Raw genomic sequence first — 25,753 nt, forward strand, 5'->3', positions numbered from 1 at the left:
TGCGCCGATGGTACTGCCCCACAAGGGTGGGAGAGTAGGCCGCCGCCTTTCTTGAAAGCCCCTTACACATGTAAGGGGCTTTTTTTATGCACTATTTTTTAGATTTTTTTGAGGGAAAGAATTTAGGTGGTCGATAATGGATGGGCCACGTCCTGTATTGGTCTTAGATAAATGTACTGCCAATTCTTGGTCTATATAAAATAAAGGTCTCTATTCTAATATGATAGAACTTTCGTTTATAAAAAATAAGCGGTAACCACACCTAACACAATAACGACCAATTTACTAAGATTAAATGTGTGCCCCTCAGAACTTTCGAACAAAATTACTGTAGAAATATGCAAAAACACTCCTACCACCAAGCCTGTAATTAAAGATTCATACTTTATTAAGAAATCTAAATTAGAAGCTAAATAAGTTCCTAATGGAGTCATTAATGAGAATAGAAAGATAAATATAAAAGCTCTTGATAGCTTTATATTGGAGCCAACCAAAAAAATACTTAAAATTATGGCGATAGGTATCTTATGTACTAAAATCCCATAAATGATAGTTTCATGTTTTTCAATAGGAAAACCTTCCAATAAGGAGTGAATAGATAGACTAATCAGAAGTAGAACGGGAAAATTATTCGCATTCTTATCTAAATGCACATGTCCATGTTCTGCACCTTTTGAAAAGAATTCAAGAAAAATTTGAAGCAGAATTCCTAGCATTATAAATACTCCAACAATTTTTGTGTTGGAATCTTGGTAAACTTCTGGAAAAAGTTCAAAAATGGTTAAGGCCAGTAAGAAGGAACCACTAAACGCCAGAAGTAATTTAACTCCGGATTTACTCTTTGGTTTGATTATGATTACAAAGGCAAAACTTAACAATACAGCTAGTATAGGTAATAAGTAAATCATCTATTTATCGTAGAAAAATTGGTTGTTTTTTGGAAGGTATGCATAAGGGTTAAAATTAATGTATTTTTGCCGTATTCTTAAAATTGACAATGGGAAATAATTATAAAATGGTAGCTAAAACCCTTTTTGGGTTTGAGGAAATACTGGCAAAGGAACTACGGAATCTTGGGGCTGGGAATGTTAAAGAGGGAGTTAGAAGCGTTTCTTTTGATGGAGATACTGGCTTTATGTACAAAGCAAATCTATGTTTAAGAACTGCTATTAAAATTATTAAGCCCATTCATTCTTTTCAAGTAAGAAATGAGGATGATTTATATAGAAAAATGTATACCATCAATTGGGAAGAATATATTACTCCTGATATCACATTTGCCATTGATACTACGGTCAACTCGGATAATTTTACCCATTCACTATATGTGTCCCAAAAATCAAAAGATGCCATTGTAGATAAAATTAGGGACATTAAGGGAATTAGACCCAATGTTGATGTTAAAGACCCAGACTTACGCCTAAACATTCACATACAAAAAGAGCAATGTAATGTATCGTTGGATTCATCAGGTAGGTCACTGCATCAACGTGGTTATAGAATTGCCACCAATATAGCACCTATCAATGAGGTTTTGGCCTCTGGACTTTTATTGTTAAGTGGTTGGGACGGAAGGAGCGATTTTATTGATCCAATGTGTGGTAGTGGTACATTTTTGACAGAGGCTGCCATGATTGCCTGCAATATCCCTGCAAATATCAATAGAAAAGGATTTGCATTTGAAAAGTGGGCTGATTTTGATGAAGAATTGTATGACAAAATAGTTGCTGCCAGCTTAAATAAAACTAGAGAATTTCATCATAAAATTATTGGATATGATAAGGCACCTTCAGCTGTAAGGAAGGCCATAGAAAATATAGAAAATGCCAATCTATCTGAGTATATAAACGTAGAAAGAAAAAACTTTTTCAAAACACTAAAACCTACAGAAAATCATTTGCACATGGTTTTTAACCCACCCTATGGCGAACGTTTAAATATTGAAATGGAAGAGTTTTACTCTTCTATTGGAGATACCTTAAAGCAAAACTACCCAGGTACGGAGGCTTGGTTAATCACCTCAAATTTGGAAGCATTAAAACATGTAGGACTAAGACCTTCAAGAAAAATTAAAGTTTTTAATAGCCATTTGGAATCTCGCTTGGTAAAGTATGATATTTATGAAGGAAGTAAAAAAGCATCTAAGAACCGCAAGGAATAGGCTACTTAAAATCATCCGTATTTCTTATAATATAACTTGAATAGTTTTGAATAATATAGTTTAATATATTCTATTAATTATCTCATATCATTGTTTTAAACTTAAATATTTTTAAGCAATGAAATTAAAGAGAATCCTCACTTTTTCAAATATTATATTCTTTACCACAGTTGTACTACTACTTTTTTCAATTAAAACTTATGCCCAATGGTCTTATGGAATGGAGGTTTCGCCACGTCAAAGTCCTGATAAAAAACTTTTTCATAAAATAGGGTATACCGATATAGAAATTAAGTACGGAAGTCCATCAGTAAAAGGAAGAAAGGTTTGGGGAGAGCTTGTTCCTTACGACAAAGTATGGAGAGCAGGTGCCAACAATGCTACAGTAATTGAATTTGGTGAAGATGTGGAAATTAATGGTAAAGCCTTGGCTGCAGGTAAATACGGTTTTTTTATTCTTCCAATGGATAATGACCGTTGGGATATTATATTCAATAAGGTATATGATCAATGGGGTTCTTTTAGATATGATGAAAAAGAGGATGTACTACGTGTTCAAACTCTACCTGTTGAATCTAAATTCACTGAAGATTTAACCTATTCAGTTGAAAGTAAAGGTCCAGAGTATGGTATCATTTATATTAACTGGGAACGATATAAAATTGGATTTGAAGTTAAAACAAACCATTTGTCACACATTGAAATGGTTTTGACCAAGAGTTATAGAAAGGCCGACCCGATTCTTAAATGGGTTTGTTATGTGGAGGGGGCAGATTATTTATTGAAGCACAATGCTAAATTGGATTTGGCAATTAAATGGATAAATCAGAGTGAAAAGGAAGTCCTGGCTCTTAAACAGGAATGGAATCCAAAATATACTTCTAAAGAGTTTGTTATGGGAAATATGTACTGGATAAAAGCTAGACTTTTGGCCATTAAGTGTGATTTCAAAGGAGCTTTGGAGGCCGCAGATAAAATGAAAATGCTTAAAGCTGGATTTCTGTATTACCCTACATTTAAGGACAATATGAAGATTGATGAAACTATAGCAAATTGGGAGAATGGCAAAAATTAAAGTGCTGTAGTTAGTTAATTCCTAGGGCCTGTGTAAACTCCCATATTTTGTTAAAAGCCATAGTCATTTCAGCTTTGTTGAAATTTCCATGTTTTTTTCCTTCAATAGTTAGAAACTCGTTTCTTAAACCCATTTCGTTTAACTTTTTATGAAGTAGAACAGATTGCTCATAATGTGCAGAAACATCCAAATCTCCATGAATGGATAGGATAGGAACTGAGTTTTGTGTTAAATATGAAATTGGAGAGCACATTTTTAAATATTTTTCAGAATTAGCAGCATTACCTGTTACTTGTCTTATACGGTCTTCATCCCAGTTTTTTGAATCTATATAAATGTCTGTAACTCCAAACCAATTAACAATACCTGCGACGCTTAGTATTTTGCCAGTTTTTGGCATTTGAAAATCGAGGTCCTCGCTTATTAAACCAGTCATTAATGCTAAATGACCACCTGCAGACTCTCCCGACACTATAATTTTTGAGGTATCAAACTTATATTTATCACTGTTATCATAAATCCAGTTAAGGGCAGATCTGGAATCACTAATACAGCCTGCTAAATCCGTTTGGTCCAAAAGACGATAATTTGCGGTTACCACACACCAGCCTTGTTGTACAAAGGGCATTAGGAATAGGGAACGAGATATTTTATCTCCACTTGTCCAACCACCTCCATGTAAAAATAATAGAGTAGGTTTTTTATCTTCGGAATACTTAATCCAAGGTGGACCACCTAATCTAATTGCAGGAACATATAGGTCCAATTCTAGACTCTTACCATCTATATTTAAGTATTCTATATTTGAGATAACTTGATGTTCAGAAAAAAGCCCTGATACCTGATTAATTTTTGGGGCTACTTGTTGTTTTTTAACCACATTGAATTGGGTGCTTAAGTATATTTGCTTCCAATTACCATCATTATAATCACCTACTTTAAAATTATAGGTCGAATCATTTACATATTCCCACATATCCGTAACAACGGAATCCCCATAATCATATGTATAAACTATGTTCTTTCCTTGGGAAGAAACTTCCCCTTCTGTAAGCCCACCAAAAACATCAAATTCCCAAAATTTTATTTGCCCCGCTTCCTTGTCAAATCTTTTTATTCCGTGATTTCTTAAACCTATTTTGGTTTGCTCTTTATTTATAAATCCCTTGGAACTGGCTACCACTATAGTGCCCTCCAATGAATATTTAAACTCTATTTCTTGCTTGAATATACTTCCATCTTCCCAGTTTCCATCGGCTTCCCAAGTTTTCCCAACTAGATTATCAAATAAAGACAATTGTGAGTTTTGTCCATTTATAAATAAAGGAAGTAGAATAAGGATTACAAATATATTAGTTTTCATACTTTATAGGCATTGATGATTTTTATCTTATCAAGATACCTTTAAATAAACAAAATGAATATATCAGTATTGATATTAGTACAAGATATAATTTAGATTAAAGCAGCAAAAATATTTTATTTACCTTCTTGCGGTTCTTCCTTTTTCTTTTTGGCCTTTTTATAGAGTGGCAAAAAATAGGTGATAGAGTAATTGTAACCTACGCCAAAGTTACTGCCATCTGTAATTCTATTAAATCCAGGAATCCAAAGGTTTGGAAATTTATCAGATTCCTTGTTGGAGACCAAGTACCCCATACGAACACTACCTCCGAGATAAATGTTGGCAAAAAGCTCTGCTTTAATTCCTAGAACAAATTCTAACCAACTGGCATTAAGTCCGCTAAATTCTTCACTATCTTCTATACCCGAAGCAAAATCATTTGAACTCCAATACCTATTACTGTCATATATCTGATAATTATTTAGGGTTTGGCTAAAAGAGCTAAAAGCATAGCGCCCCCCAATATGAATGGAATTGTCCATACCGTACCAATTCTCATATGTGTTGTAATCTATTCCAAACTTAAGATAACTTCCAACTGTTGTAAAATTGTATAGGTCTTCTTGAGATGTTTTTTCTTCATTTCCCAATTCTGCCGCCAAATATAGTTTATAAGTTAATCTATAATCTCCAACCAGTTCTAAACCAGTATAGTCATCATTTAAAAAAGACAGGACAATTCTACTTAAATCTACCCCAGCTCTAATTCCATATTGCTGTTTGTGGACTATGGTGTCCTTGGGTTGTAAATCTATAGACTCACTTTGGGCATGCCCTAAACCAAAATGCAGAACAAAAAAAAGACTAATGATATATTTTAACATGGGCCGCAGCTTGATTTTCTATTATGGTATCCGCTATAATAACATCCTGTATCCATTCATTGGCATCTGGTTCTAGGCCCACACTTAAATTTTCAAAATTGGCGACAAAACCGCATGCTCTTGATACAAATTTCTTTTTTATGGTATAACTGAAAGTAAGCACATCCCCATTTCCTATTTCATTATTGTCTTCATCATCAGCAGAATCCTTAATTAGGACATAACTGGTGGAAACATCATTGGTTTTTAGCGGTAATCCTATGGAATCCAAATTTGTTCTGTCAGAAATTGTATTTACAGTAAATTCATTATCTATACCCCCCACTCTTAACTTAGGTACTGCCTTTGCGACTGCGGTATCGGCAATGTTATAAAAGGCAATGACCAATAATGGAGTATCACCATCTACACAGATGTCATCTTTTTCGCAACTGCCAACAAAAATGATAGTAAGGACTATAAAAAGGGCCATGCTAATTTTCTTCATAAGGGAATTGGGAAAAGCAGTTTATGATTTTCTTTTTTTCAAAAGTACAACATTTTCAACATGGTGAGTTTGGGGAAACATATCAACAGCTTGACATTTTTCGATACTGTACATATGGTTCATTAATGCCAAATCTCTTGCCTGCGTTGCACTGTTGCAACTTACGTAAACTATTTTTTCTGGTGCTATATTTAATATTTGATTAACAACATCTTTATGCATACCATCCCTTGGAGGATCAGTAATTACTACATCAGGAACACCATTTGTATCTATAAAATATTCATTAAAAACATTTTTCATGTCTCCAACAAAAAATTCAACATTATCAATTTTATTTAATACTGCATTTGCCTTGGCATCATTTATAGCCTCTGGGACCGCTTCTATACCTACAACTTTTTTTGCCTTTTTAGAAACAAATTGTGCAATGGTTCCTGTACCTGTATATAAATCGTAAACTAATTCTTCTCCTGTTAATTCAGCAAAATCTCGGGTTATCTTATACAGTTCGTAGGCTTGTTCCGAGTTGGTCTGATAAAAAGATTTAGCATTTATTTTAAAGCGTAATCCTTCCATTTCCTCAAAAATATGATCTTTACCTGCATAGCACTTTACCTCTTGGTCATATATGGTATCGTTTTGTTTTTGATTGATGACATATAGAAGTGAAGTAATTTCAGGAAATAAGGTTCTTAAATGTTCCAATAACAAAATTCTTTTGGCTTCATCATTTTCATAAAATTGAACAAGAACCATAATTTCTCCAATGGAAGTTGTCCTAATCATTAACGTTCTAAGCTGCCCAATTTGGTTTCTGGGGTTAAAGAATGTAATTCCATTTTTAATTGAAAAATCTTTGGTTTCCAATCTAATTGCGTTGGATGGATCCTCTTGAAGGTGACATTTCTTTATATCCAATATTTTATCCCACATACCAGGAATATGGAAACCCAATGCATTTTTATTTGTAATTTCTTTGTCTGAATTTATTTCGTCCAAGGTCAACCAACGGCTATCAGAAAAAGAAAATTCCATTTTATTTCGGTAGAAATATTGCTTCTTGGAGCCTAGAATAGGAGATACTTTTGGCAACTCTAAATGCCCTATTCTAACTAAGTTGTTCTCAACTTCTTTTTGTTTGTAGAATAATTGATGCTCATATCCCATATGTTGCCATTTGCAGCCTCCACAAACTCCAAAATGCTCACAAACCGGTTCTACTCGCTTGTCTGACAAAGTATGAAAGGTGGTAGCGATACCCTCAAAATATGCTTTTCGTTTTTTTGTTGTTTGTACATCGACCACATCACCAGGTACTGTATTGGTTAAAAAAATTACTCTACCATCTGGAGCTTTGCCCACAGTTTTTCCCTTGGCACCGGCATCCACAACTTCAACATTCTCAAAAACCAGTCTTTTGTTTTTTCTACGCATGCCGCAAAAATAGGAATAGGTTTGCATATAGAACAGTTATCTTTAAGATGAACCATAAAAAAGTTAAACATTTTTGAACCTTTTACGTTTTTCTCGTTCTCTATAATAGAAACCAAGCATGAAAGACACCCATAAAACATTTGATGGATTATTGGTATTGGAGTATCAATCTGGAAACACGAAGGCCATGTCCTTATTGGTAAAGAGATATCATAAAAAATTGTGTGGACATGCTTTTTGGTATACCAAGGACATTGATGTTTCCAAAGATATTGTCCAGGATTCTTGGAAAGTTATCATACAAAAAATGAACAGCCTTAAAGAGCCCAATAATTTTGGGAGCTGGGCCACGAAGATTGTCACTAGGAAATCCTTGGATTTTATAAACAAGGAGAATAGAAAAAGGGAGCATTTAAAAGGATATTATGAAGCCTCAAAAAATGGTGAGGATAGGCTTGATAAAGAATCTGAAATCAATAAACTTTTACATGCAATTCGCTTGTTGCCCAAAAACCAACAAATTGTGTTGAAGCTTTTTTATATAGAAGAGTATTCATTGAAAGAGATGAGCAATATTTTGGAAATATCCGTTGTAACAGTTAAATCTAGACTGTTCCATGCACGAGAAAAATTAAAAACAATTTTAAAAAAACAATAAAAATGAAGAAAGACATTGAAAAAATAGATGAGTTGATAAAAGAGGCCTTAACCCAAGAAGAAGCAAAGTTTTATGATGATTTGGGCGAGCAAAATCTTTTTGGAAGACTAGGAGGGGTATTTAAAGGAAAAATGGGCTGGCTGGCAGTAGTAATGAACATAGTAAGTGTTGCCTTTTTTGGATTGCTCCTTTTTTGCGCTGTACATTTTGTAGATACAAATGTTACTAATGAGCTAATAGTTTATGGGGCAGGTGTTTTTATTTCTTTGTTGGCAATGAGCATGATTAAACTATACCTTTGGATGCAAATGGATAAAAATGATATTTTACGAGAATTAAAACGGTTGGAACTCCAAATATCTGCTTTATCAAATAGGTAAGAAAACAAAAAAAATAAAAAAAAGCCTTATTCATATAAGGCTTTTTTTCTTGCATGTAGCAGGGTTAAATATATGGGAACCACCAAAATTAATTCTTCTATGTATTTAATTTTTAATCACTTGCTATATATTTGACACTACATTTATTGTTTGGTCACTTTTTATTTCATTTCTTTTTTAATGAGTGTCAACTGACAATGGAGATGCATGAGATATCATAAAAATTAGTAATTTAGCAGCTCTACAAAGGATGATTTCTCTCCCAAAGAAGGAATTGCTATAGTTTTACTTAAATAATTAATAATCATGTCAGTTTTGGAAAGAATCACTTCTGAGGATGCTATTGCTTTGGAAAATAAATATGGTGCCCATAACTATCATCCTTTACCGGTTGTTTTAAGTAGGGGAGAAGGTGTTTTTGTATGGGATGTTGAAGGGAAAAAATATTATGATTTTCTTTCGGCCTATTCGGCGGTTAATCAGGGTCATTGTCACCCTAAAATTGTGGGGGAAATGGTCAATCAGGCTCAAACTTTAACGCTTACCTCAAGAGCGTTTTATAATGATATGTTGGGCAAGTATGAGAAATATGCCACAGAACTTTTTGGTTTTGATAAACTCTTACCTATGAACACAGGGGCGGAAGCGGTTGAGACTGCTTTAAAAGTATGTAGAAAATGGGCGTATGAAAAAAAGAATATTCCAGATAATAAAGCACAGATTATAGTTTGTGAAAATAATTTTCACGGAAGAACAACAACCATCATTTCTTTTTCTAATGACCCAGTAGCACGTGAAAATTTTGGACCCTATACAGAAGGATTTATAAAAATAGCATATGACGACCTAGATGCTTTAGAGGCAACTCTAAAAAATAACAAGAATGTTGCTGGCTTCCTTGTAGAACCTATCCAGGGAGAAGCGGGGGTTTATGTGCCATCTGAAGGGTATCTAAGTTCAGCAAAAGCACTTTGTAAGAAGTACAATGTCTTGTTTATTGCTGATGAAGTACAAACTGGAATAGCTAGAACAGGAAAAATGCTTGCCGTGGACCATGAAAATGTAAAACCAGATATACTAATTCTAGGAAAGGCATTGAGTGGCGGAGCTTATCCTGTTTCTGCAGTTTTGGCGGACGACAGCATAATGAATGTTATTGGCCCAGGAAATCATGGAAGTACTTTTGGAGGAAATCCGGTGGCAGCTGCTGTGGCAATTGCTGCATTGGAAGTTGTTAGGGAAGAAGAGTTGGCGGCTAACGCAAATGAATTGGGACAACTTTTTAGAGAAGAATTAAATAAGTTTATCCCAACATGTGATTTGGTTAGTGCCGTAAGAGGTAAAGGTTTACTGAACGCTATTTTAATAAATGATTCGGAAGAAAGCTCTACAGCGTGGGATATTTGTATGGCATTAAAAGAAAACGGATTGTTGGCAAAGCCAACACATGGAAATATAATTCGTTTTGCGCCACCTTTGGTAATTAATGAAACTCAGTTGTTGGATTGTGTTTCCATTATTATTAATACATTAACTGACTTTAATAATTAAAAAAACCTCGGTGAAAGCCGAGGTTTTTTATTCAAATATATATTTTGTTTATGGAGTTGGGATAGCTTGACCACTATTGTTTTTAGCCCGCCTCAACTGTCTCTGTATTTTTTTAATTGCAGATTCAATGGACTTTTCAGGTTCTATTATATTATATTCTCCCCAAAAATCAGGGTCTGAAAAACCAATGGCTTCATCACTTAAAATAATAGATGATTTAAGTCTGTCTTTAGATTTGGGAACTTCTCCATTTATGTTACTTTCCCAATCTGTAACGGCCATTTCGGCTGTCATACTGTAGACTGAGTTGAAAAATTTATCATCCCAATTAATTTTAAACTCCAATAGAACATTGCTGTACCCATAATACCACCTACCATCTTTTTCTCTATAATTTACCCTATAGGCCATTTCTGTTGGGTAAACTTTGGCATTTTTGGGTTTTCTACGAACAAATATTCTAGCAGCCATATCTTTATTGGTAATATTTAAAGAATATACCGCAGTTGTAAGTGTTTTCTTTTCTGCATCAATATATAGCTTGCCCATATAAAGTGGTTCCAAAATGTGCGCTTTTTGTTTAAAATCAATCACAAAAACATTTTTATCATTAATTTTTGTGGAATGGTCAAAACTAAAGGTGTAATTTTCAAACGACTCTTCGGTAAAAATGTAATCGGGATATTTCATGATGTCTACAAAAAGTGTGTTGAAAGGCCCTCCTTGAAGCTTTAGAGCTACCGTGTCCAACTTACTATAGTCAGTACTTTTCCTAGCTTTGTATAGTTGCAAGGCATCCTTACGATTGGATGTATAGGGAGTTTTGTATATATTCACTACTGCTTCCGAAAGCGAAACATTCTTTTTTCTTTTTTTAATGGTTTCTCTATAAAAGGCCGTCATTAACGTTGGGTCGTTAAAATAATTTTCTCCTTTTTTCGCTAGAGTTTGCTTCACCAGTTCTCTGGCATCTTTTGGAATTGTAATATCCACTCCTGACAATTCTATCATTGACACATCCAATTTTATAACATTTTTGTCACTTTTAAATTGAGATAGGGGAATTAATTTAGTACTATATCCCAAAAATGAAATAAGAACGTTTCCATCAGTTGTAGTGTTAGGCACCTTTAGTAAAAACTCTCCCTCGGTGTTGGAAATAGTGCTGATATTTGTTCCGTCCAATGCAATTGTGGCAAAAACTAAAGGTTTTTTAGTTTGGCTGTCAACAACCTCACCTTTATATTGATTGAATGATGTTTCTTGGTCATCTTGAAAAAAAGCAGATGCCTTTATAGTTCCAGTTGCTCCCACCCATAGTAAAATAAGTATTAAAATTGCAGGAAATTTTTGCTGTAATTGTTTTTTTCTTTTTAACATGGCTTTTAAACTTTAGGATTATTTCAATATAAAATATTCCAAATGTGTAGTATAAGGTAGTGATTTTTAATGAAATAAGAATTATTTATTTTCATAAAATTAGAAGTTCTTTCCTATTTGGCATGAGTTTCGTCAATACAAAATGGAAACAAAAGCATTCAAATTGATATGGCTTTGGCACTATTAAAGAATATTTGGTTTATACCAATATGGATACCCCGTTTGCCTGAGCATTTTTATCACTGTCCAAATAAAAATCTATTCTCCCCAGATTTATACCATAACACCCAACTTGGTTCACAAGTACATTATTTCCCTGCCTATTTTTCTTTAGGGTTGGCTTATCTAAAAAAGTATGTGTATGCCCACCAATTATTAAATCGGTATAAGTTGTTCTAGTTGCTAAATCCAAGTCATGGGGCCTGTCCATATCTTGATATGTATATCCTAAATGGGAAAGACAAATTATTAAATCACATTTTTCCTCATTTTTTAACTTTTGTTCTATATCAGATGCAATTTCAAATGGATTTAGATATTGGGTTTCTTTATAGAGCTTTTTGGTAACCAAACCATCCAGAGCAATTCCCAGCCCATAAACCCCAATCTTTATATCATCAACTAAATATGTTTTATATGGTTTTACATAACCCTCTAAAAGCGTGTTGGAAAAGTCATAGTTTGCTGAAAGTAATTCAAATTTCGCATGGGGCAATTGGGCGAGAAGACCTTCTATTCCATTGTCAAAATCGTGATTTCCAATGGTTGCTGCATCATATTTTAGCATGCTCATCAACTTAAACTCCAGCTCCCCTCCATAAAAATTGAAATATGGGGTTCCTTGAAAGATATCCCCAGCATCAAAAAGTAAGGTATTAGGATTTTCATTTCTAATCTGTTCAACCAATTCTGCCCTACGGGCCAAGCCTCCTAAATTCGGAAATTGGGAATGGTCCAAGGGAAAAGTATCTATATGGCTGTGTACATCATTGGTATGAAGTATGGTGATATGTTTTTTTGAATTGGTATTACAGGAATCCAATGTTAGCCCTCCCAATCCAACAAATGCAGAAGTAGCCGTAGTCTTTTTTATAAACTTTCTTCGGTTCATTAGTATCATAATTTAATAAATCTATCATCTACCACTGGCGCGATTGTATCAATTTTTTTAAAATAATCTATCATGGCATTGCGAATCATATAGTCAACATCAGTAACACCAACATTGTCTTTGAAAAAAGACATTTTGTCGCCCCCCGTTAATAAATAGCTGGATGTTGCCACAAAATAAGTTCTATCCTCATTAAAAGGCTCACCTTTTATATTAACAGATTGTAAGTTGTTATTCTTGTCAAGAATAATTTGAAGTCCTGAAATTGGATGTGGTACTCCTGAATTTGTTAGAAAATAGACCAGCTCTCTAACTGACTTCCCCGTTAATTCTGCGATAACTATTGAATTTTCAAATGGCATAACTTGATAAGCCGTTCTAGCACTTACATTTCCTTTTGATATTATAGATCTTATTCCACCGTAGTTCAAAAGCACAAAATCTATTTCATTGGATGTACGTGATTTAAAAATGGGATTGGCCTCACTCATTATGATATCGGCCATTAGATTTCCCTCAGTCGTATTATATTTTCCGTCTTCTCTACTGATAACTCTAGGTGCATAGGCCAAAGTACTGTCCAGAATTTCATTTATTCTGTCCCTATATGGAGCCACAAAATTAGTTATGGAATCCATATCCGCGATGGAATCATTTAGTTCTATTTGTTGGCCATGTATGGATGTGAGTATAAAATTCTTTTTCTTGCATGAAAACAAACAAGACATTGTTGTAAATATAACAAAATGTTTTATTTTTAAAATCATTATAGTCCCTATCTTAGCATTAAAGTTATGTGGATATTTTTACATTTGTAAAAATGTAAAAAAATAAATGTTTATAAAGGTTCTTAAGGATAAATTTAAGGTTAAATCTGGTTTAAAGCACTTAAAGGAGGAACTTAGAAAAACTTCTCCCGTTATTGACCGAAAGAAAGGAATAGCTTCTATTGGTTGTATTGTCGATTTGGATCAATTTTCCGATGCGGAAGTCTTTTTTGAATTGTCAGAAGAATTTTCTTTGAGACCTAATGCAGTTAAGATTATAGGATATAAAAGTTTTTATGATAAAAATTCACCGTATTCCACACCTGTTTTTTCTGATAAGGATTTAGGATGGAACGGATCTGTGGAAAATAGTTATGCATTGGAATTTTTGAGTAGGGAGTATGATTTATTGATAAATTATTATACACAAGACAGTCTATTGATGAAGCTGATGACTTTAAAAACCAAATCCAGAATAAAAGTTGGTTTTGGTGAAGTTGATGAGAATTTTAATGATTTAATTTTGAATGTCCCAATCAAGGATTTTAAGACATTTAAAAAAGAACTAAAAAAGTATTTAATTGTACTAAAGGAGATTAAATAATGGAGCAATTACATGGTACAGGAGTAGCATTGATAACGCCTTTTAAAGAGGATTTTTCCGTTGATGTGGTGGCGTTGGAAAAAATTGTTGAGTACAATATAAATTGGGGAGTGGATTATTTGGTAGTTTTGGGAACTACTGCCGAGTCTTCAACCCTTTCAAAAGTAGAAAAACAAGTAGTCATTGATACCATTGTGAGTGCCAATGCTGGCAGATTGCCTTTAGTATTGGGGATTGGAGGAAACAATACTGCGGATGTTGTAAATGAGCTTCAATATTGGAATCTTGATAGTTTTGTTGCTATACTCTCTGTTTCTCCATATTACAACAAGCCTAGCCAAGAAGGTATTTACCAACATTATAGGGCGTTGGCGTTGATTTCTACAAAACCTATCATTTTATACAATGTTCCTGGAAGAACGGGAAGTACTGTTTTGCCAGAAACAGTCTTGCGTTTAGCAAATGATTTTGAGAATATTATAGGTGTAAAGGAAGCTTCTGGAGATATGGTCCAGGTTATGAAAATTATACAAAAAAAACCTGAAGGCTTTATGGTTATTTCTGGTGATGACTTTACAGCACTACCTACGGTTTTGGCTGGGGGAGTAGGGGTAATATCTGTCTTGGGACAAGGGCTTCCTCGCGAATTTTCTAAAATGATAACTTTAGGATTGGAACGGGAAGTAGATGAAGCATATAGATTACACTATGCTTTACAAGAAGGAATGGAACTTATTTTTAAGGAAGGTAATCCAGCTGGTATTAAAGCTATTTATGAAGTCTTTGAGTTATCTGGAGCAGCAGTAAGATTACCGTTGGTTGCAGCCACGGACACATTAAAAAAGGAAATTTCATATTTTTTAAAAGTATTTTCACGAGTACATGCTTAATTTTCGCAGTTTTATATAAAGTTAAAGCTTAGCCAAAATTATTGTCTGAAGATATGTACGGTCTTATTTTAGCATTGTAAAATGTTTTTTAAATCCGTTGATTATCCGTAATTTTGCAAAATGTTTTTGAAAATGAGACGACTACTTCCTATATTATTTTTTCTAACACTTTTAACATCGTGCAGTGAGTACCAAAAGGTGCTTAAGAATGAGGATGTAAAGGCCAAGTACGACATGGCCCAGAAATTCTATGATGAAGGTGATTTTAAAAGAGCAAATAGGCTTTTTGAACAAGTAGCTCCAAAATATGTTGGAAAACCGCAGGGAGAACGTATTATGTTCTTTTTTGCTGATTCCTATTATAAAATTAAAGATTATTATACTGCAGGATATCAATTTGAACGTTTTGTAAAATCTTATCCCAAGAGTGATAAAACTCAGGAGGCTTTATTTCTTGGTGCCAAAAGTTATTATGAACTATCCCCTAGATATTCTTTGGATCAAACGGACACGGATAAAGCTTTATTGAAGCTTCAAAACTTTATCAATACCTACCCAGATTCTGAATATTTGCCTCAAGCAAATATTATGGCCAAAGAACTTACAACCAAAAAAGAGAGAAAGGCCTTTGAGATAGCAAAACAGTTTACAAAGCTGGGAGAATTCTATACGTTGGATTATAATATTTCTGCAATAGCAGCTTTGGACAATTTTATTTCAGATTTCCCTGGCTCTATATACAAGGAAGAAGTTATGTATCAAAAAGTAATAGCAACTACCAATTTGGCATTGAACAGTACGGCAAACAAAATGGAACAAAGGCTATTTGATGCCCAAGAGGCATATAAAACATTAAAGAAGAACTTCCCGGAAACAAAATATCAAAAGAAAGCAGATGATTTGATGGGAAAGGTAGAAAAACAATTACAAAATTATTCTAAATAAAATCTTTATAGGATGAACATGAACGATTTAAAAAATTCGAAGGCTCCAGTATCAACTATTACCATTAACAAAAATGAGTTTGATGCACCGACCGAAAATATTTACGAAGCAATTTCAATAACTGCAAAAAGAGCAATCCAAATTAATTCTGAGATCAAGAAGGAACTTTTGGAAAAATTGGAAGAGTTTGCCACTTATAGCGATAGTTTGGAAGAAGTTTTTGAAAACAAAGAACAGATAGAAGTTTCCAAGTTCTATGAAAAATTGCCAAAACCACATGCTTTGGCTGTTATAGAATGGTTAGAGGATAAAATATACCACAGGAATACAGAGAAAGACGCATAGAGTTATGTTGGGCGGAAAAAATATCCTTTTGGGAATAACAGGGGGTATTGCTGCCTACAAAACAACTTTTCTTGTACGATTATTGATAAAAGCTGGTGCAGATGTTAAAGTAGTTTTAACGGATAGTGCCAGCTCTTTTGTTTCTCCACTTACATTATCCGCGCTTTCTAAAAATCCAGTGCTTTCTTCCTTTGTCAAGGAAGAGGACAATAGTATTTCGTGGAACAACCACGTAGAATTAGGTCTTTGGGCAGATTTAATGCTAATAGCCCCTGCTACTGCCAATACAATGTCCAAAATGTCACATGGTACGTGTGACAATCTATTATTGGCAACCTATCTATCCGCCAAGTGCCCCGTTTTCTTTGCCCCAGCCATGGATTTGGATATGTATAAACATGAATCCACCAAACTATCTTTTGAGCGATTAAAGTCTTTTGGTAATATTATGATTCCTGCCACTTCCGGGGAATTGGCAAGTGGACTTCACGGCGAAGGCAGAATGGCAGAACCTGAAGACATTGTCCAATTTATCCAGACTTATTTGTCAAAAGGACTTCCTTTAAGTGGAAAGAAAATATTGATTACTGCCGGGCCTACTTATGAAGCAATCGACCCTGTGAGGTTCATAGGTAATCATTCTTCTGGCTTAATGGGGTACGAGCTCGCTAAAGCTGCAGCCAATATGGGGGCAGAAGTTGTTCTGGTTTCTGGTCCTTCAGATTTGTCTGTTCAACATCATTCTATAAAGTTGTTAAAAGTGGTTTCTGCCGATGAAATGTACAATACAGTGCACGAGTATTACAAAGATATTGATATTGCTATTTCTGCCGCAGCAGTGGCGGACTACAAACCAAAGAAGGCTGCAGACCAAAAAATTAAGAAAAAGGAAAGTAAATTGACCATAGATTTGGTGAAAAACAAGGATATATTACTTTCTATGGGTGAACAAAAAGAAAATCAGTTCATTGTTGGTTTTGCTTTGGAAACCGAAAACGAAATTGAAAATGCACAAGGGAAGCTTAAAAGAAAGAATCTGGACGCTATTGTTTTGAATTCCTTGAATGATTCTGGTGCTGGATTTGGCAAGCAAACAAACAAAATATCTTTTATTGATAAGAATTTGAATATTAAGACGTTTGATTTAAAGACGAAGGCAGAAGTTGCCTTGGATATATTGAATGAAATAATTACCAGAATCCATGCGTAATTTTCTTATTGCATTTTTTAGTTTTTCTTTTAGCATTTTTCTTGGGGCGCAGGAATTAAACTGTACAATTACAGTTAATTCTGACCAAGTGGGACAAACCAATCAACAAGTTTTTAAGACTTTGGAACGTTCTTTAAATGATTTTGTAAATAGAACAAAATGGACCAACAAAGTTTATAAAGAAAACGAAAGGATTAATGCCAGAATGTTCATTACAGTGACAGAGTATGAATCTGATAGGTTTAAAGCCAACATACAGTTGCAATCTTCCAGACCCGTTTTTAACACTTCTTATGAAACCCCTGTTTTTAATTATAAGGATAATCAATTCGATTTTCAATATATAGAGTTTCAGCCTCTGGCATTTAACGAGAATGTTTTTGATTCCAATTTGGTTGGAGTCATTTCTTATTATGTATACATAATTTTGGGATTGGATGCAGATACCTTTGCATTGGAAGGTGGAAGCGACATGTATAGAAAGGCTCAGAATATTGTTACCCAGGCACAAGGCACGAGTTTTTCTGGTTGGAAACAAACAACAGGAGATAGAACACGTTTTGAATTGGTGGATAATTTAATGTCCAACACGTTTAGGGAATATAGAATAGCTATGTACAATTACCACAGGAAAGGATTGGACATATTGGCCGATAACAATAGTACGGGAAAACAAATTATTTCTGGAAGCATGAGATTGTTTGAAACATTGATTACTAGACGTCCCAATGCTTTTTTAATACAAACTTTTTTTGATGCTAAGTCAGAGGAAATTAGAAATATCTTTTCTGATGGCCCGAAAGTGGACATAGTTACATTAAAGGAAACACTCAATAAAATAGCTCCCTTCTATTCCACTACTTGGAATGAAATAAAATTCTGACCTCCATTTTTTTACAGGGTATAAAAAAGTATCTTTACAGCACTAATTTTCTATAAGTTGCTGTCAAACCTTTCTATAAAAAACTACGCCTTAATAGACCATTTAAACATTGAGTTTACCAATGGTTTTACTGTAATTACAGGTGAAACAGGTGCCGGTAAATCAATTTTATTGGGTGGACTGTCCTTGGTTTTGGGAAAAAGAGCAGATTTGTCTTCTTTGCGTGATAAGGAAAGGAAATGTATAATTGAAGCCGAGTTTGAAGTTGGGAGGTATAATCTCGAGTCATTTTTCAAATCCAACGACTTGGATTATGAAGCTTTGACTGTGATTAGGAGAGAAATCCAACCTAGTGGCAAATCCCGTGCTTTTATAAATGACTCACCGGTCACCTTGGATGTGTTGACAAAGTTGGGAAATAGGTTGATAGATGTGCATTCGCAGCATCAAACATTGCAATTAACCGATAATGATTTTCAAATGAAAATGATTGATGCTTTGGCAAATAATGGTTCTTTATTAGCTAATTATCAGAAAGAATTAAACAATTATAATTTAATTTTTGCTGAGTTGAAACAATTACAAGAGTTTCAACAAAATGCATCAAAAGACCAAGATTATAACAACTTTTTGCTGAAGGAACTAGAAGGTGCCCCCTTAAGGCCTGGTGTGCAGGAAGAGTTGGAAGAACAGTATGAGCAGTTGAACAATGTAGAGGTGATACTAGAAGAGCTGTCAAAAGGAAACCAGCTTTTAAATAATGAAGATATTGGAGCAGTTGCTTTGTTGTCACAGCTTAAGCAAGTTTCAATTAAATTGACATTTTTTGGAACACAATATAAATCTTTAAACGAAAGGATACAGTCAATTTTTATTGAGTTGGATGACATTGCCACTGAAATTGTAAGTAAACAGGAAGAAGTTGAGGCCAACCCGCAATTATTGGAAGAAGTAAATGGGAAGCTTCAAGTTTTGTACGACTTGCAAAAAAAGCACCATGTACAAACTGTTGAAGAATTAATTGATATAAAAGAGGAATTAACAATAAAGGTTTCTGCTTCAGAAAATGTAGAGGAGAATATTTTGGAAAAGGAAAACCAATTAAAAGAACAAGAAAAGGCACTTACTAAGTTGGCAGTAGAAATTAGCGGTAAGAGAAATAACATAATTCCTTTCTTGAGCAAGCAATTAATGGAAACGCTAACCTCTTTAGGTATGCCAAATGCTTCCTTTAAAATAGAGCTTCAGCCCGCAACTAATTTTAGAAGTAGTGGAAAGGATGATTTAACCTTTCTGTTCTCGGCCAATAAAGGAGGAGATTATGGAGAACTTAAAAAAGTTGCATCAGGTGGGGAAATGTCAAGGATTATGTTGACAATTAAATCCATTCTAACTAAATATGAACAGTTGCCCACCATAATGTTTGATGAGATTGATACAGGGGTCTCTGGAGAAATTTCAAATAAAATGGGTGATATCATGGAAGAAATGAGCAATACCATGCAAGTGTTTTCCATTACACATTTACCCCAAGTTGCATCTAAAGGTGCACATCACTATAAGGTTTATAAAGAAGATGATGGAGAACAGACACATACCAGAATCAAGAAACTATCTACAGATGAAAGAGTAGTGGAGTTGGCAGAAATGTTGGGAGGAAAGGATTTGTCCGATTCTGCTATTGCCCATGCGAAACAACTACTGAATTAACTTAATTTTAGATATCTTTGAATACTACTATTAAAATTTAAAATACAACATGGCATATAATTTATTGAAAGGTAAAAAAGGAATCATTTTTGGAGCATTGGATGAAAATTCAATTGCTTGGAAAACAGCAGAAAGAGTGCATGAAGAGGGAGGGACATTTGTGCTGACCAATGCACCTATTGCCATGAGAATGGGTCAAATAAAAGAATTGGCGGAAAAGACAGGTTCTGAGATTATACCCGCGGATGCAACTAATGAGGAGGATTTAGCTAATTTGGTTACTAAATCTATGGAAATTCTTGGTGGTAAATTGGATTTTGTACTTCATTCAATAGGTATGTCTGTAAATGTGCGTAAGGGAAGAGCCTATACAGATGAAAAATATGATTTTACAGCAAAAGGCTGGGATGTTTCTGCATTGTCTTTCCATAAAGTAATGCAAAGCTTATATAAAGAGGATGCAATGAATGAATGGGGAAGTATTGTAGCGTTAACGTATATGGCTGCACAAAGAACATTCCCAGATTATAACGATATGGCAGATAACAAAGCGTATTTGGAATCTGTTGCCAGAAGCTTTGGTTATTTCTTTGGAAAAGAGAAGAAAGTAAGAGTGAATACTATTTCCCAATCCCCAACGCCCACTACTGCAGGTCAAGGTGTTAAAGGGTTTGATGGTTTTATTAGTTATGCCGAGAAAATGTCACCACTTGGGAATGCAACCGCAGGGGACTGTGCCGATTATACGGTAAGTTTATTTTCTGATTTGACTAAAAAAGTTACTATGCAAAATTTATTCCATGATGGTGGTTTTTCTAACACAGGAGTAAGTCAAGAGGTGATAGAGAAGTTTTCATAAAAATCTTTTCATATAACGAAGGCCATCCCATTTGTGTGGATGGCTTTTCTTTTTTACATTCATGTATAATGGATTTGTACTATTCTTTTATAATTCCTGTGTACAACAGACCTGATGAAATAGGGGAGCTGTTGGAAAGCCTATTGTCCCAAGACTATAAGTCTGAATATGAGATTGTAATAGTGGAAGACGGTTCTTCATTAAGTTCACAGAATGTTATAGAAGGGTATAAAGATAAATTACCTATTACCTACCTACAAAAACCGAATACAGGCCCAGGAGATTCTAGGAATTTTGGAATGAAACATGCAAAGGGCAATTATTTTATAGTCCTAGACTCTGATTGTATTTTGCCACCCCATTATATAAGTTTTATGAATGCTTCTTTGCAAAAGGAATATGTACATTGCTTTGGAGGGCCAGATGCTGCCCATGAGTCCTTCAGTATTGTTCAAAAGGCCATTAATTATGCTATGACCTCATTTTTTACCACAGGTGGAATACGGGGAAGTAAAAAATCATTGAATAAATTTCAGCCTAGAAGCTTTAATATGGGAATCTCTAAGAAGGCTTTTGAGGCTACCAAGGGATATGGAAACATTCATCCAGGAGAAGATCCAGATCTTACTTTTAGAATTTGGAACAAAGGATTTAAAACCAAACTGATTCCTGAAGCGTATGTATATCACAAACGTAGAATTGACTGGAACAAGTTTTATATACAGGTAAATAAATTTGGAATGGTTCGGCCTATTCTTAACAGTTGGCATGCTGGAACTGCAAAAATAACCTACTGGTTCCCAGCATTCTTTTGTGTTGGACTATTAGGTTCAATTATGTTGATGTTTATAGGTATTAATATACCTTTATACGTGTTTGGAATTTATTTTGGAATTGTTTTCATGGACTCTTGGATTAAGAACAAGAATATTATAGTGGCTTTATTGTCAATTTTAGCAATAATTATTCAATTTGTGGGATATGGCTATGGTTTTTTAAAATCAACAATCCTGATTAATTTTAGCGATAAGAAACCAGAGGAATTATTCCCTAAACTATTTTTTAAAACAAATTAAATTGATAAAGAGATTGAAGTATGGACTAAGTAAAAGAAAAGTGAAGATTTTTCTATTGTTTGTGCTATGTTCCAGTTTGGCTTGGTTAATCAGTAATTTATCTGAATCTTACACTAGCAATTCTTCATTTGACTTAGAGTTTGTAAACATTCCAGATACCTTGCTTTTTAGTAATGTTTCAAAAAACAATGTAGATGCTAAACTTCAGGCAAATGGATTTCAATTTTTGAACTTTGGATTAAATCGAAAAAAAATAAATTTGGACCTTTCAACGGTTCAAAATAATGGCACCAAATATTTTATTCCTCAACAAGTCTATAAAAGACAGATTGAAAAGCAATTGTCCAGTTCTATCGACTTGCTGGATTTGGACAACGATACTATTTTCTTCGATTTTTTTAAGTTGTACATTAAAGAAATCCCCGTTGTTTCTAATTTAGGTATTACTCTGGCTCAAAACCATTTGTTGGAGGGTGAGTTGCTTATTAAGCCCAGCACAATTTCCATAAGAGGTCCAAAAAGCGAGATTGATACTATTATGAGTGTAAAAACTTCTTCGAAAGTATTGTCCGATCTTAATTCTGATTTTTCATACCCAGTAACATTGGTAAAACCAGAAGGACTTTTAAACACGGAATATTTGACTGGGACTGTAAAAATTTCAGGTATTGTTTCTAAATTTTCTGAAAAAATCATAGATGTGCCCATAAGTATTGTTAACCTTCCAGAAGGTATGGGTATACAAACCTTTCCAAATACTGTTTCTATTCTTTGTAAAGCTAAATTGGATGCATTAAAGGAATTAAGCGCTTCTGATTTTTTGCTTACTGTTGACTATGCCATGATTGAAAATAACCCCAATAACACTTTACCATTGCAATTGGTAAAAATACCCAACTCAATATACAGTGCACACCCTTTAGAGGCCGAAGTGGAATATATTTTAAAGAAGGAATAATGGTTGTAGGGCTTACAGGTGGTATAGGAAGTGGCAAAACAACAGTTGCCAAAATGTTCAAGGCTTTGGGCGTCCCGGTATATAACTCGGATAAAGAAGCCAAGCGACTTATGAAAAGATCCAAGAAAGTAAAGAAAAAAATCATTGAACTTTTAGGGGAAGAAGCCTACGTAGATAAAAAGATAAATAGATCTTATATCTCCCAAAAAATATTTACCAATGAAGGATTATTAAAAAAAATGAACAGCATTGTACATCCTGCAGTGAGAAAACATTTTTTGACATGGGTAAAAAAACAAGATGCTCCATATGTGATACAGGAAGCTGCCATTATTTTTGAAAACTCATCAGAAAGTAATTACGATAAAATTATTTTGGTAACTGCACCAAAAAAAGTTCGTATAGAACGCGTTGTGACTAGGGATGATATTTCAATACAAAAAGTTATGGAAAGAATGGGGAATCAATGGGATGATGACATTAAGATTGAAAAGGCAGACTATGTTATTGATAATTTAAACCTAGACGAGACTGAAAATGAGGTGTTAAGAATCCATAACCAACTACTTTATACTTAGACGAACTTAATAATTTTAACATAATTGTTAAGGTTTGGTTAAACACTTCAACTACAAGATGTTAAATTTCTAATTTTACAAAAATGAATAAGAGGTTATTTATACTTCTTGTAATCTTAATGACACTTTCCTTAATTGGGATAATTTTTGTTCAAGGATATTGGATTACAAGGTCGGTAGAGGATAGGGAGGAACAATTTTCCAACACGGTTTCTGAAGTTTTAAGTAGGGTAACTGATAAAATTGAGGAAAGCGAAAGAAACAACTATTTTGAACGATATTTTGGTCTGATAGAGAGTGCAGGAAAACCTAGAAGTTCTCAACTTAGTAATTTAGTTTTTGTAAACAGGGATGACAATTCCAACGAAATTCGCTTTTATCAACACGGAATTTTAGAGGAAGATTACAATATAGCATCCACGTTCTTTGATAATGGTTTTGGAATTGATACCAGTAGCGTTAAAAATTATACCAGCAAGAGGACCACAACAGTTTTTAAAGAAGATTATGGATTGGATGGTAGGCAGTATAAATTGACCCCCGTTCAACAATTAGAGAAAATTGGGGAATTGTCCAAAATGGAGAAGGCAAAGTTCGATGATATTTTTGGGCAAATGGCAAAAACTGTGCCCGTACATGAAAGAGCCTCCAGGCAAGAGATAGAGCTCTTGATTAGTAGGGAGCTTAAGAACCGGAGAATAAATATAGATTATGAATATGGTGTTTACAGTAAGGGATTGCCTACTAAGCTAAAGTCTAAGAAGTTTAAATTCTCTGAAAATAAACTTTATAAAGCTCCCATTTTTAAGGATAGCGAGGGAAACACAAATTTTTCATTATTGCTAAATTTCCCTCAGAAGAAAGAATTTTTGTTCAGGTCTATAATTGGTATGGCAATTTTGTCATTTATGTTTACTGTGGTAATCATAGTTGCTTACACAAGTGCAATTTTTCAATTATTAAAACAAAAAAAGATTTCGGAGATAAAAACCGACTTCATTAATAATATGACGCATGAGTTTAAAACACCTATAGCAACAATAAATTTAGCAGTTGAAGCTATTAAAAATCCAAAAATCATTGGTGATAAAGAGAAAGTGAACAGGTATTTACAAATGATAAGGGAGGAGAATAAAAGAATGCACGCCCAAGTAGAAAATGTATTGCGAATCTCTAGATTGGAAAAGAAACAACTGGAAATTAGTAAGGTTAGGGTGGATATGCACGACATTATCAATGATGCCATTGCTCATATTGAGTTGATAGTATCCGATAGAGGAGGATATGTTAACACAAGTTTAAATGCCAAAAGGACTGAAGTTCTAGGGAATGAAATGCATTTAACCAATGTAATCGTAAATATTTTGGATAATGCCGTCAAGTATTCAGAAGAGGCACCAAAAATTGATGTGTTTACGGAGGTGGCCAAGAATAGCATAGTTGTAAAAATACAGGATCAGGGAGCTGGCATGAGCAAGGCAGTTCTTAAAAAAGTTTTTGAGAAGTTTTATCGTGAGCACACGGGAAATATACACAATGTAAAAGGGCATGGTCTAGGTCTTGCCTATGTTAAACGAATAATAGATGATCACCAAGGTGAGGTTTATGCAGAGAGTGAAAAAGGAAAAGGAAGCACTTTTTATGTAAAATTGCCTTTAATATAAAAATTATGGAAACAATAAATAAAAAAATTCTTTTAGTTGAAGATGATCCAAATTTTGGAATTGTCCTAAAAGACTATTTGTCCATGAACGATTTTGATGTAGTTCTGGCCAAGAATGGCATGGAAGGTTTTGAAAAGTTTAAGAAGGATAATTATGATGTATGTATTTTGGATGTAATGATGCCTTATAAGGATGGTTTTACCTTGGCAAAAGAAATAAGGGAAAAGAACGAGAATGTTCCAATTATTTTCTTGACCGCCAAAACCATGAAAGAAGATGTTTTAAAAGGATATAAGGCAGGTGCAGATGACTATTTGAACAAACCTTTTGATTCAGAAGTTTTGTTAATGAAGCTTAAGGCCATAATTCAAAGAAAAGCATCAAATTCTTTGGCGGATAGTAAGCAGTTTGAGTTCACCATTGGCAATTTTAGTTTAAATTCTAAACTAAGATTTTTAAAATATAAGGACGAAGAAGCAATTAAACTTTCTCCCAAGGAAAATGAATTGTTGCGCTTACTGGCATTGCATGAAAACGATTTAATGCCCAGAGAATTGGCTCTTACCAAAATATGGAGGGATGATAATTATTTTACCTCCCGTAGTATGGATGTTTATATTGCCAAACTTCGAAAGTATCTTAAGAAGGATGATATTGTTGAAATATTGAACATCCATGGAGAAGGTTTCCGTTTGGTAGTAAAAAATAATGAGGTGGCAGAATAAAAATGCTCCCTAATATATTGAAGAGCCGTATGTAATTTGCATACGGCTCTTTTTTATAGACAGTATTTTC

At 34.1% G+C, this 25,753-nt stretch carries 26 protein-coding genes; 18 read left to right on the plus strand and 8 right to left on the minus strand.

Annotation, left to right across the window (positions count from 1 at the left end; genetic code table 11):
- Positions 1 to 236 precede the first annotated feature (236 nt).
- Entirely contained in the window at positions 237 to 908 is a 672-nt protein-coding gene (locus GGR42_RS00005; RefSeq protein WP_167959113.1) for a ZIP family metal transporter, read from the minus strand.
- Between the two features lie 89 nt (positions 909 to 997).
- Here GGR42_RS00005 and GGR42_RS00010 point away from each other — a divergent pair, with 89 nt between their 5' ends.
- Together GGR42_RS00010 and GGR42_RS00015 are read left to right on the plus strand one after the other, a co-directional pair.
- Positions 998 to 2,161 carry a THUMP domain-containing class I SAM-dependent RNA methyltransferase gene (locus GGR42_RS00010; RefSeq protein ID WP_167959117.1) on the plus strand — a complete coding sequence of 388 codons (1,164 nt, stop codon included), beginning with the start codon at positions 998 to 1,000 and terminating at the stop codon, positions 2,159 to 2,161.
- Between the two features lie 118 nt (positions 2,162 to 2,279).
- Positions 2,280 to 3,236 carry a DUF2911 domain-containing protein gene (locus tag GGR42_RS00015; RefSeq protein ID WP_167959125.1) on the plus strand — a complete coding sequence of 319 codons (957 nt, stop codon included), beginning with the start codon at positions 2,280 to 2,282 and terminating at the stop codon, positions 3,234 to 3,236.
- Positions 3,237 to 3,246: 10 nt separating this feature from the next.
- On the opposite strand, the gene GGR42_RS00020 is transcribed toward GGR42_RS00015, so the two are convergent.
- From GGR42_RS00020 to rlmD, 4 genes are all read right to left on the minus strand, one after another.
- Positions 3,247 to 4,599: an alpha/beta hydrolase gene (locus GGR42_RS00020; protein ID WP_167959128.1), complete on the minus strand. Its 1,353-nt coding sequence runs from the start codon at positions 4,597 to 4,599 to the stop codon at positions 3,247 to 3,249.
- Positions 4,600 to 4,715: 116 nt separating this feature from the next.
- Complete coding sequence (locus tag GGR42_RS00025) at positions 4,716 to 5,465, minus strand: DUF6048 family protein (RefSeq protein ID WP_167959135.1); 750 nt, start codon at positions 5,463 to 5,465, stop codon at positions 4,716 to 4,718.
- Positions 5,446 to 5,952 carry a DUF6452 family protein gene (locus GGR42_RS00030; protein ID WP_167959193.1) on the minus strand — a complete coding sequence of 169 codons (507 nt, stop codon included), beginning with the start codon at positions 5,950 to 5,952 and terminating at the stop codon, positions 5,446 to 5,448. The genes GGR42_RS00025 and GGR42_RS00030 overlap by 20 nt, the downstream gene beginning before the upstream one ends.
- A gap of 21 nt (positions 5,953 to 5,973) precedes the next feature.
- On the minus strand, positions 5,974 to 7,389 hold the full coding sequence (gene rlmD / locus GGR42_RS00035; RefSeq protein ID WP_167964265.1) for a 23S rRNA (uracil(1939)-C(5))-methyltransferase RlmD: 1,416 nt from the start codon (positions 7,387 to 7,389) through the stop codon (positions 5,974 to 5,976).
- A gap of 118 nt (positions 7,390 to 7,507) precedes the next feature.
- Here rlmD and GGR42_RS00040 point away from each other — a divergent pair, with 118 nt between their 5' ends.
- The 3 genes from GGR42_RS00040 (at position 7,508) to rocD (ending at position 9,978) form a co-directional block, all read left to right on the plus strand.
- A complete protein-coding gene (locus tag GGR42_RS00040; RefSeq protein WP_167959195.1) occupies positions 7,508 to 8,047 on the plus strand; it encodes an RNA polymerase sigma factor in 540 nt (179 codons plus the stop codon).
- A 2-nt stretch (positions 8,048 to 8,049) separates the two neighbouring features.
- Positions 8,050 to 8,427, plus strand: coding sequence for a DUF6768 family protein (locus GGR42_RS00045; protein ID WP_167959197.1), 378 nt, complete (start codon positions 8,050 to 8,052; stop codon positions 8,425 to 8,427).
- A gap of 306 nt (positions 8,428 to 8,733) precedes the next feature.
- The gene (rocD, locus tag GGR42_RS00050; RefSeq protein WP_167959208.1) at positions 8,734 to 9,978 is read left to right on the plus strand and encodes an ornithine--oxo-acid transaminase; all 1,245 of its coding nucleotides are present in this window, start codon (positions 8,734 to 8,736) and stop codon (positions 9,976 to 9,978) included.
- A 48-nt stretch (positions 9,979 to 10,026) separates the two neighbouring features.
- Here the strand turns inward: rocD and GGR42_RS00055 are convergent, their stop codons facing one another.
- From GGR42_RS00055 to GGR42_RS00065, 3 genes are all read right to left on the minus strand, one after another.
- A complete protein-coding gene (locus GGR42_RS00055) occupies positions 10,027 to 11,358 on the minus strand; it encodes a carboxypeptidase-like regulatory domain-containing protein (protein ID WP_167959210.1) in 1,332 nt (443 codons plus the stop codon).
- Positions 11,359 to 11,557: 199 nt separating this feature from the next.
- Positions 11,558 to 12,469, minus strand: coding sequence for a metallophosphatase (locus GGR42_RS00060; RefSeq protein WP_167959212.1), 912 nt, complete (start codon positions 12,467 to 12,469; stop codon positions 11,558 to 11,560).
- A 5-nt stretch (positions 12,470 to 12,474) separates the two neighbouring features.
- On the minus strand, positions 12,475 to 13,197 hold the full coding sequence (locus GGR42_RS00065) for a 5'-nucleotidase C-terminal domain-containing protein (protein WP_245201361.1): 723 nt from the start codon (positions 13,195 to 13,197) through the stop codon (positions 12,475 to 12,477).
- A gap of 106 nt (positions 13,198 to 13,303) precedes the next feature.
- Between GGR42_RS00065 and GGR42_RS00070 the strand changes: the two genes are divergently transcribed.
- The 13 genes from GGR42_RS00070 (at position 13,304) to GGR42_RS00130 (ending at position 25,683) form a co-directional block, all read left to right on the plus strand.
- Entirely contained in the window at positions 13,304 to 13,840 is a 537-nt protein-coding gene (locus GGR42_RS00070; protein WP_167959216.1) for a DUF6913 domain-containing protein, read from the plus strand.
- On the plus strand, positions 13,840 to 14,730 hold the full coding sequence (gene dapA, locus GGR42_RS00075; RefSeq protein WP_167959218.1) for a 4-hydroxy-tetrahydrodipicolinate synthase: 891 nt from the start codon (positions 13,840 to 13,842) through the stop codon (positions 14,728 to 14,730). The genes GGR42_RS00070 and dapA overlap by 1 nt, the downstream gene beginning before the upstream one ends.
- Before the next feature lie 132 nt (positions 14,731 to 14,862).
- Positions 14,863 to 15,675 carry an outer membrane protein assembly factor BamD gene (locus GGR42_RS00080; protein WP_245201362.1) on the plus strand — a complete coding sequence of 271 codons (813 nt, stop codon included), beginning with the start codon at positions 14,863 to 14,865 and terminating at the stop codon, positions 15,673 to 15,675.
- Positions 15,676 to 15,693: 18 nt separating this feature from the next.
- The gene (locus tag GGR42_RS00085; protein ID WP_167959231.1) at positions 15,694 to 16,020 is read left to right on the plus strand and encodes a DNA-directed RNA polymerase subunit omega; all 327 of its coding nucleotides are present in this window, start codon (positions 15,694 to 15,696) and stop codon (positions 16,018 to 16,020) included.
- 4 nt (positions 16,021 to 16,024) lie between these two features.
- Positions 16,025 to 17,230 (plus strand): bifunctional phosphopantothenoylcysteine decarboxylase/phosphopantothenate--cysteine ligase CoaBC, encoded by a 1,206-nt coding sequence (coaBC, locus tag GGR42_RS00090; RefSeq protein WP_167959233.1) that lies wholly within the window; start codon positions 16,025 to 16,027, stop codon positions 17,228 to 17,230.
- Complete coding sequence (porD, locus tag GGR42_RS00095; protein ID WP_167959235.1) at positions 17,223 to 18,113, plus strand: type IX secretion system protein PorD; 891 nt, start codon at positions 17,223 to 17,225, stop codon at positions 18,111 to 18,113. The genes coaBC and porD overlap by 8 nt, the downstream gene beginning before the upstream one ends.
- A gap of 57 nt (positions 18,114 to 18,170) precedes the next feature.
- The gene (recN, locus tag GGR42_RS00100) at positions 18,171 to 19,823 is read left to right on the plus strand and encodes a DNA repair protein RecN (RefSeq protein ID WP_167959237.1); all 1,653 of its coding nucleotides are present in this window, start codon (positions 18,171 to 18,173) and stop codon (positions 19,821 to 19,823) included.
- A gap of 49 nt (positions 19,824 to 19,872) precedes the next feature.
- Positions 19,873 to 20,682 (plus strand): enoyl-ACP reductase FabI, encoded by an 810-nt coding sequence (locus tag GGR42_RS00105; protein ID WP_167959239.1) that lies wholly within the window; start codon positions 19,873 to 19,875, stop codon positions 20,680 to 20,682.
- Between the two features lie 68 nt (positions 20,683 to 20,750).
- A complete protein-coding gene (locus GGR42_RS00110) occupies positions 20,751 to 21,758 on the plus strand; it encodes a glycosyltransferase (RefSeq protein WP_167959241.1) in 1,008 nt (335 codons plus the stop codon).
- A gap of 1 nt (position 21,759) precedes the next feature.
- Complete coding sequence (locus GGR42_RS00115) at positions 21,760 to 22,716, plus strand: CdaR family protein (RefSeq protein WP_167959243.1); 957 nt, start codon at positions 21,760 to 21,762, stop codon at positions 22,714 to 22,716.
- Positions 22,716 to 23,294 (plus strand): dephospho-CoA kinase, encoded by a 579-nt coding sequence (gene coaE, locus GGR42_RS00120; RefSeq protein WP_209023904.1) that lies wholly within the window; start codon positions 22,716 to 22,718, stop codon positions 23,292 to 23,294. The genes GGR42_RS00115 and coaE overlap by 1 nt, the downstream gene beginning before the upstream one ends.
- Positions 23,295 to 23,377: 83 nt before the next feature.
- Positions 23,378 to 24,958, plus strand: coding sequence for a sensor histidine kinase (locus GGR42_RS00125; protein ID WP_167959246.1), 1,581 nt, complete (start codon positions 23,378 to 23,380; stop codon positions 24,956 to 24,958).
- A gap of 5 nt (positions 24,959 to 24,963) precedes the next feature.
- Positions 24,964 to 25,683 (plus strand): response regulator transcription factor, encoded by a 720-nt coding sequence (locus GGR42_RS00130; protein ID WP_167959248.1) that lies wholly within the window; start codon positions 24,964 to 24,966, stop codon positions 25,681 to 25,683.
- Positions 25,684 to 25,753 lie beyond the last annotated feature (70 nt).

Origin of the sequence: Saonia flava (genome assembly GCF_011927795.1) — a bacterium.
In the GTDB taxonomy this organism is placed as follows: domain Bacteria; phylum Bacteroidota; class Bacteroidia; order Flavobacteriales; family Flavobacteriaceae; genus Saonia; species Saonia flava.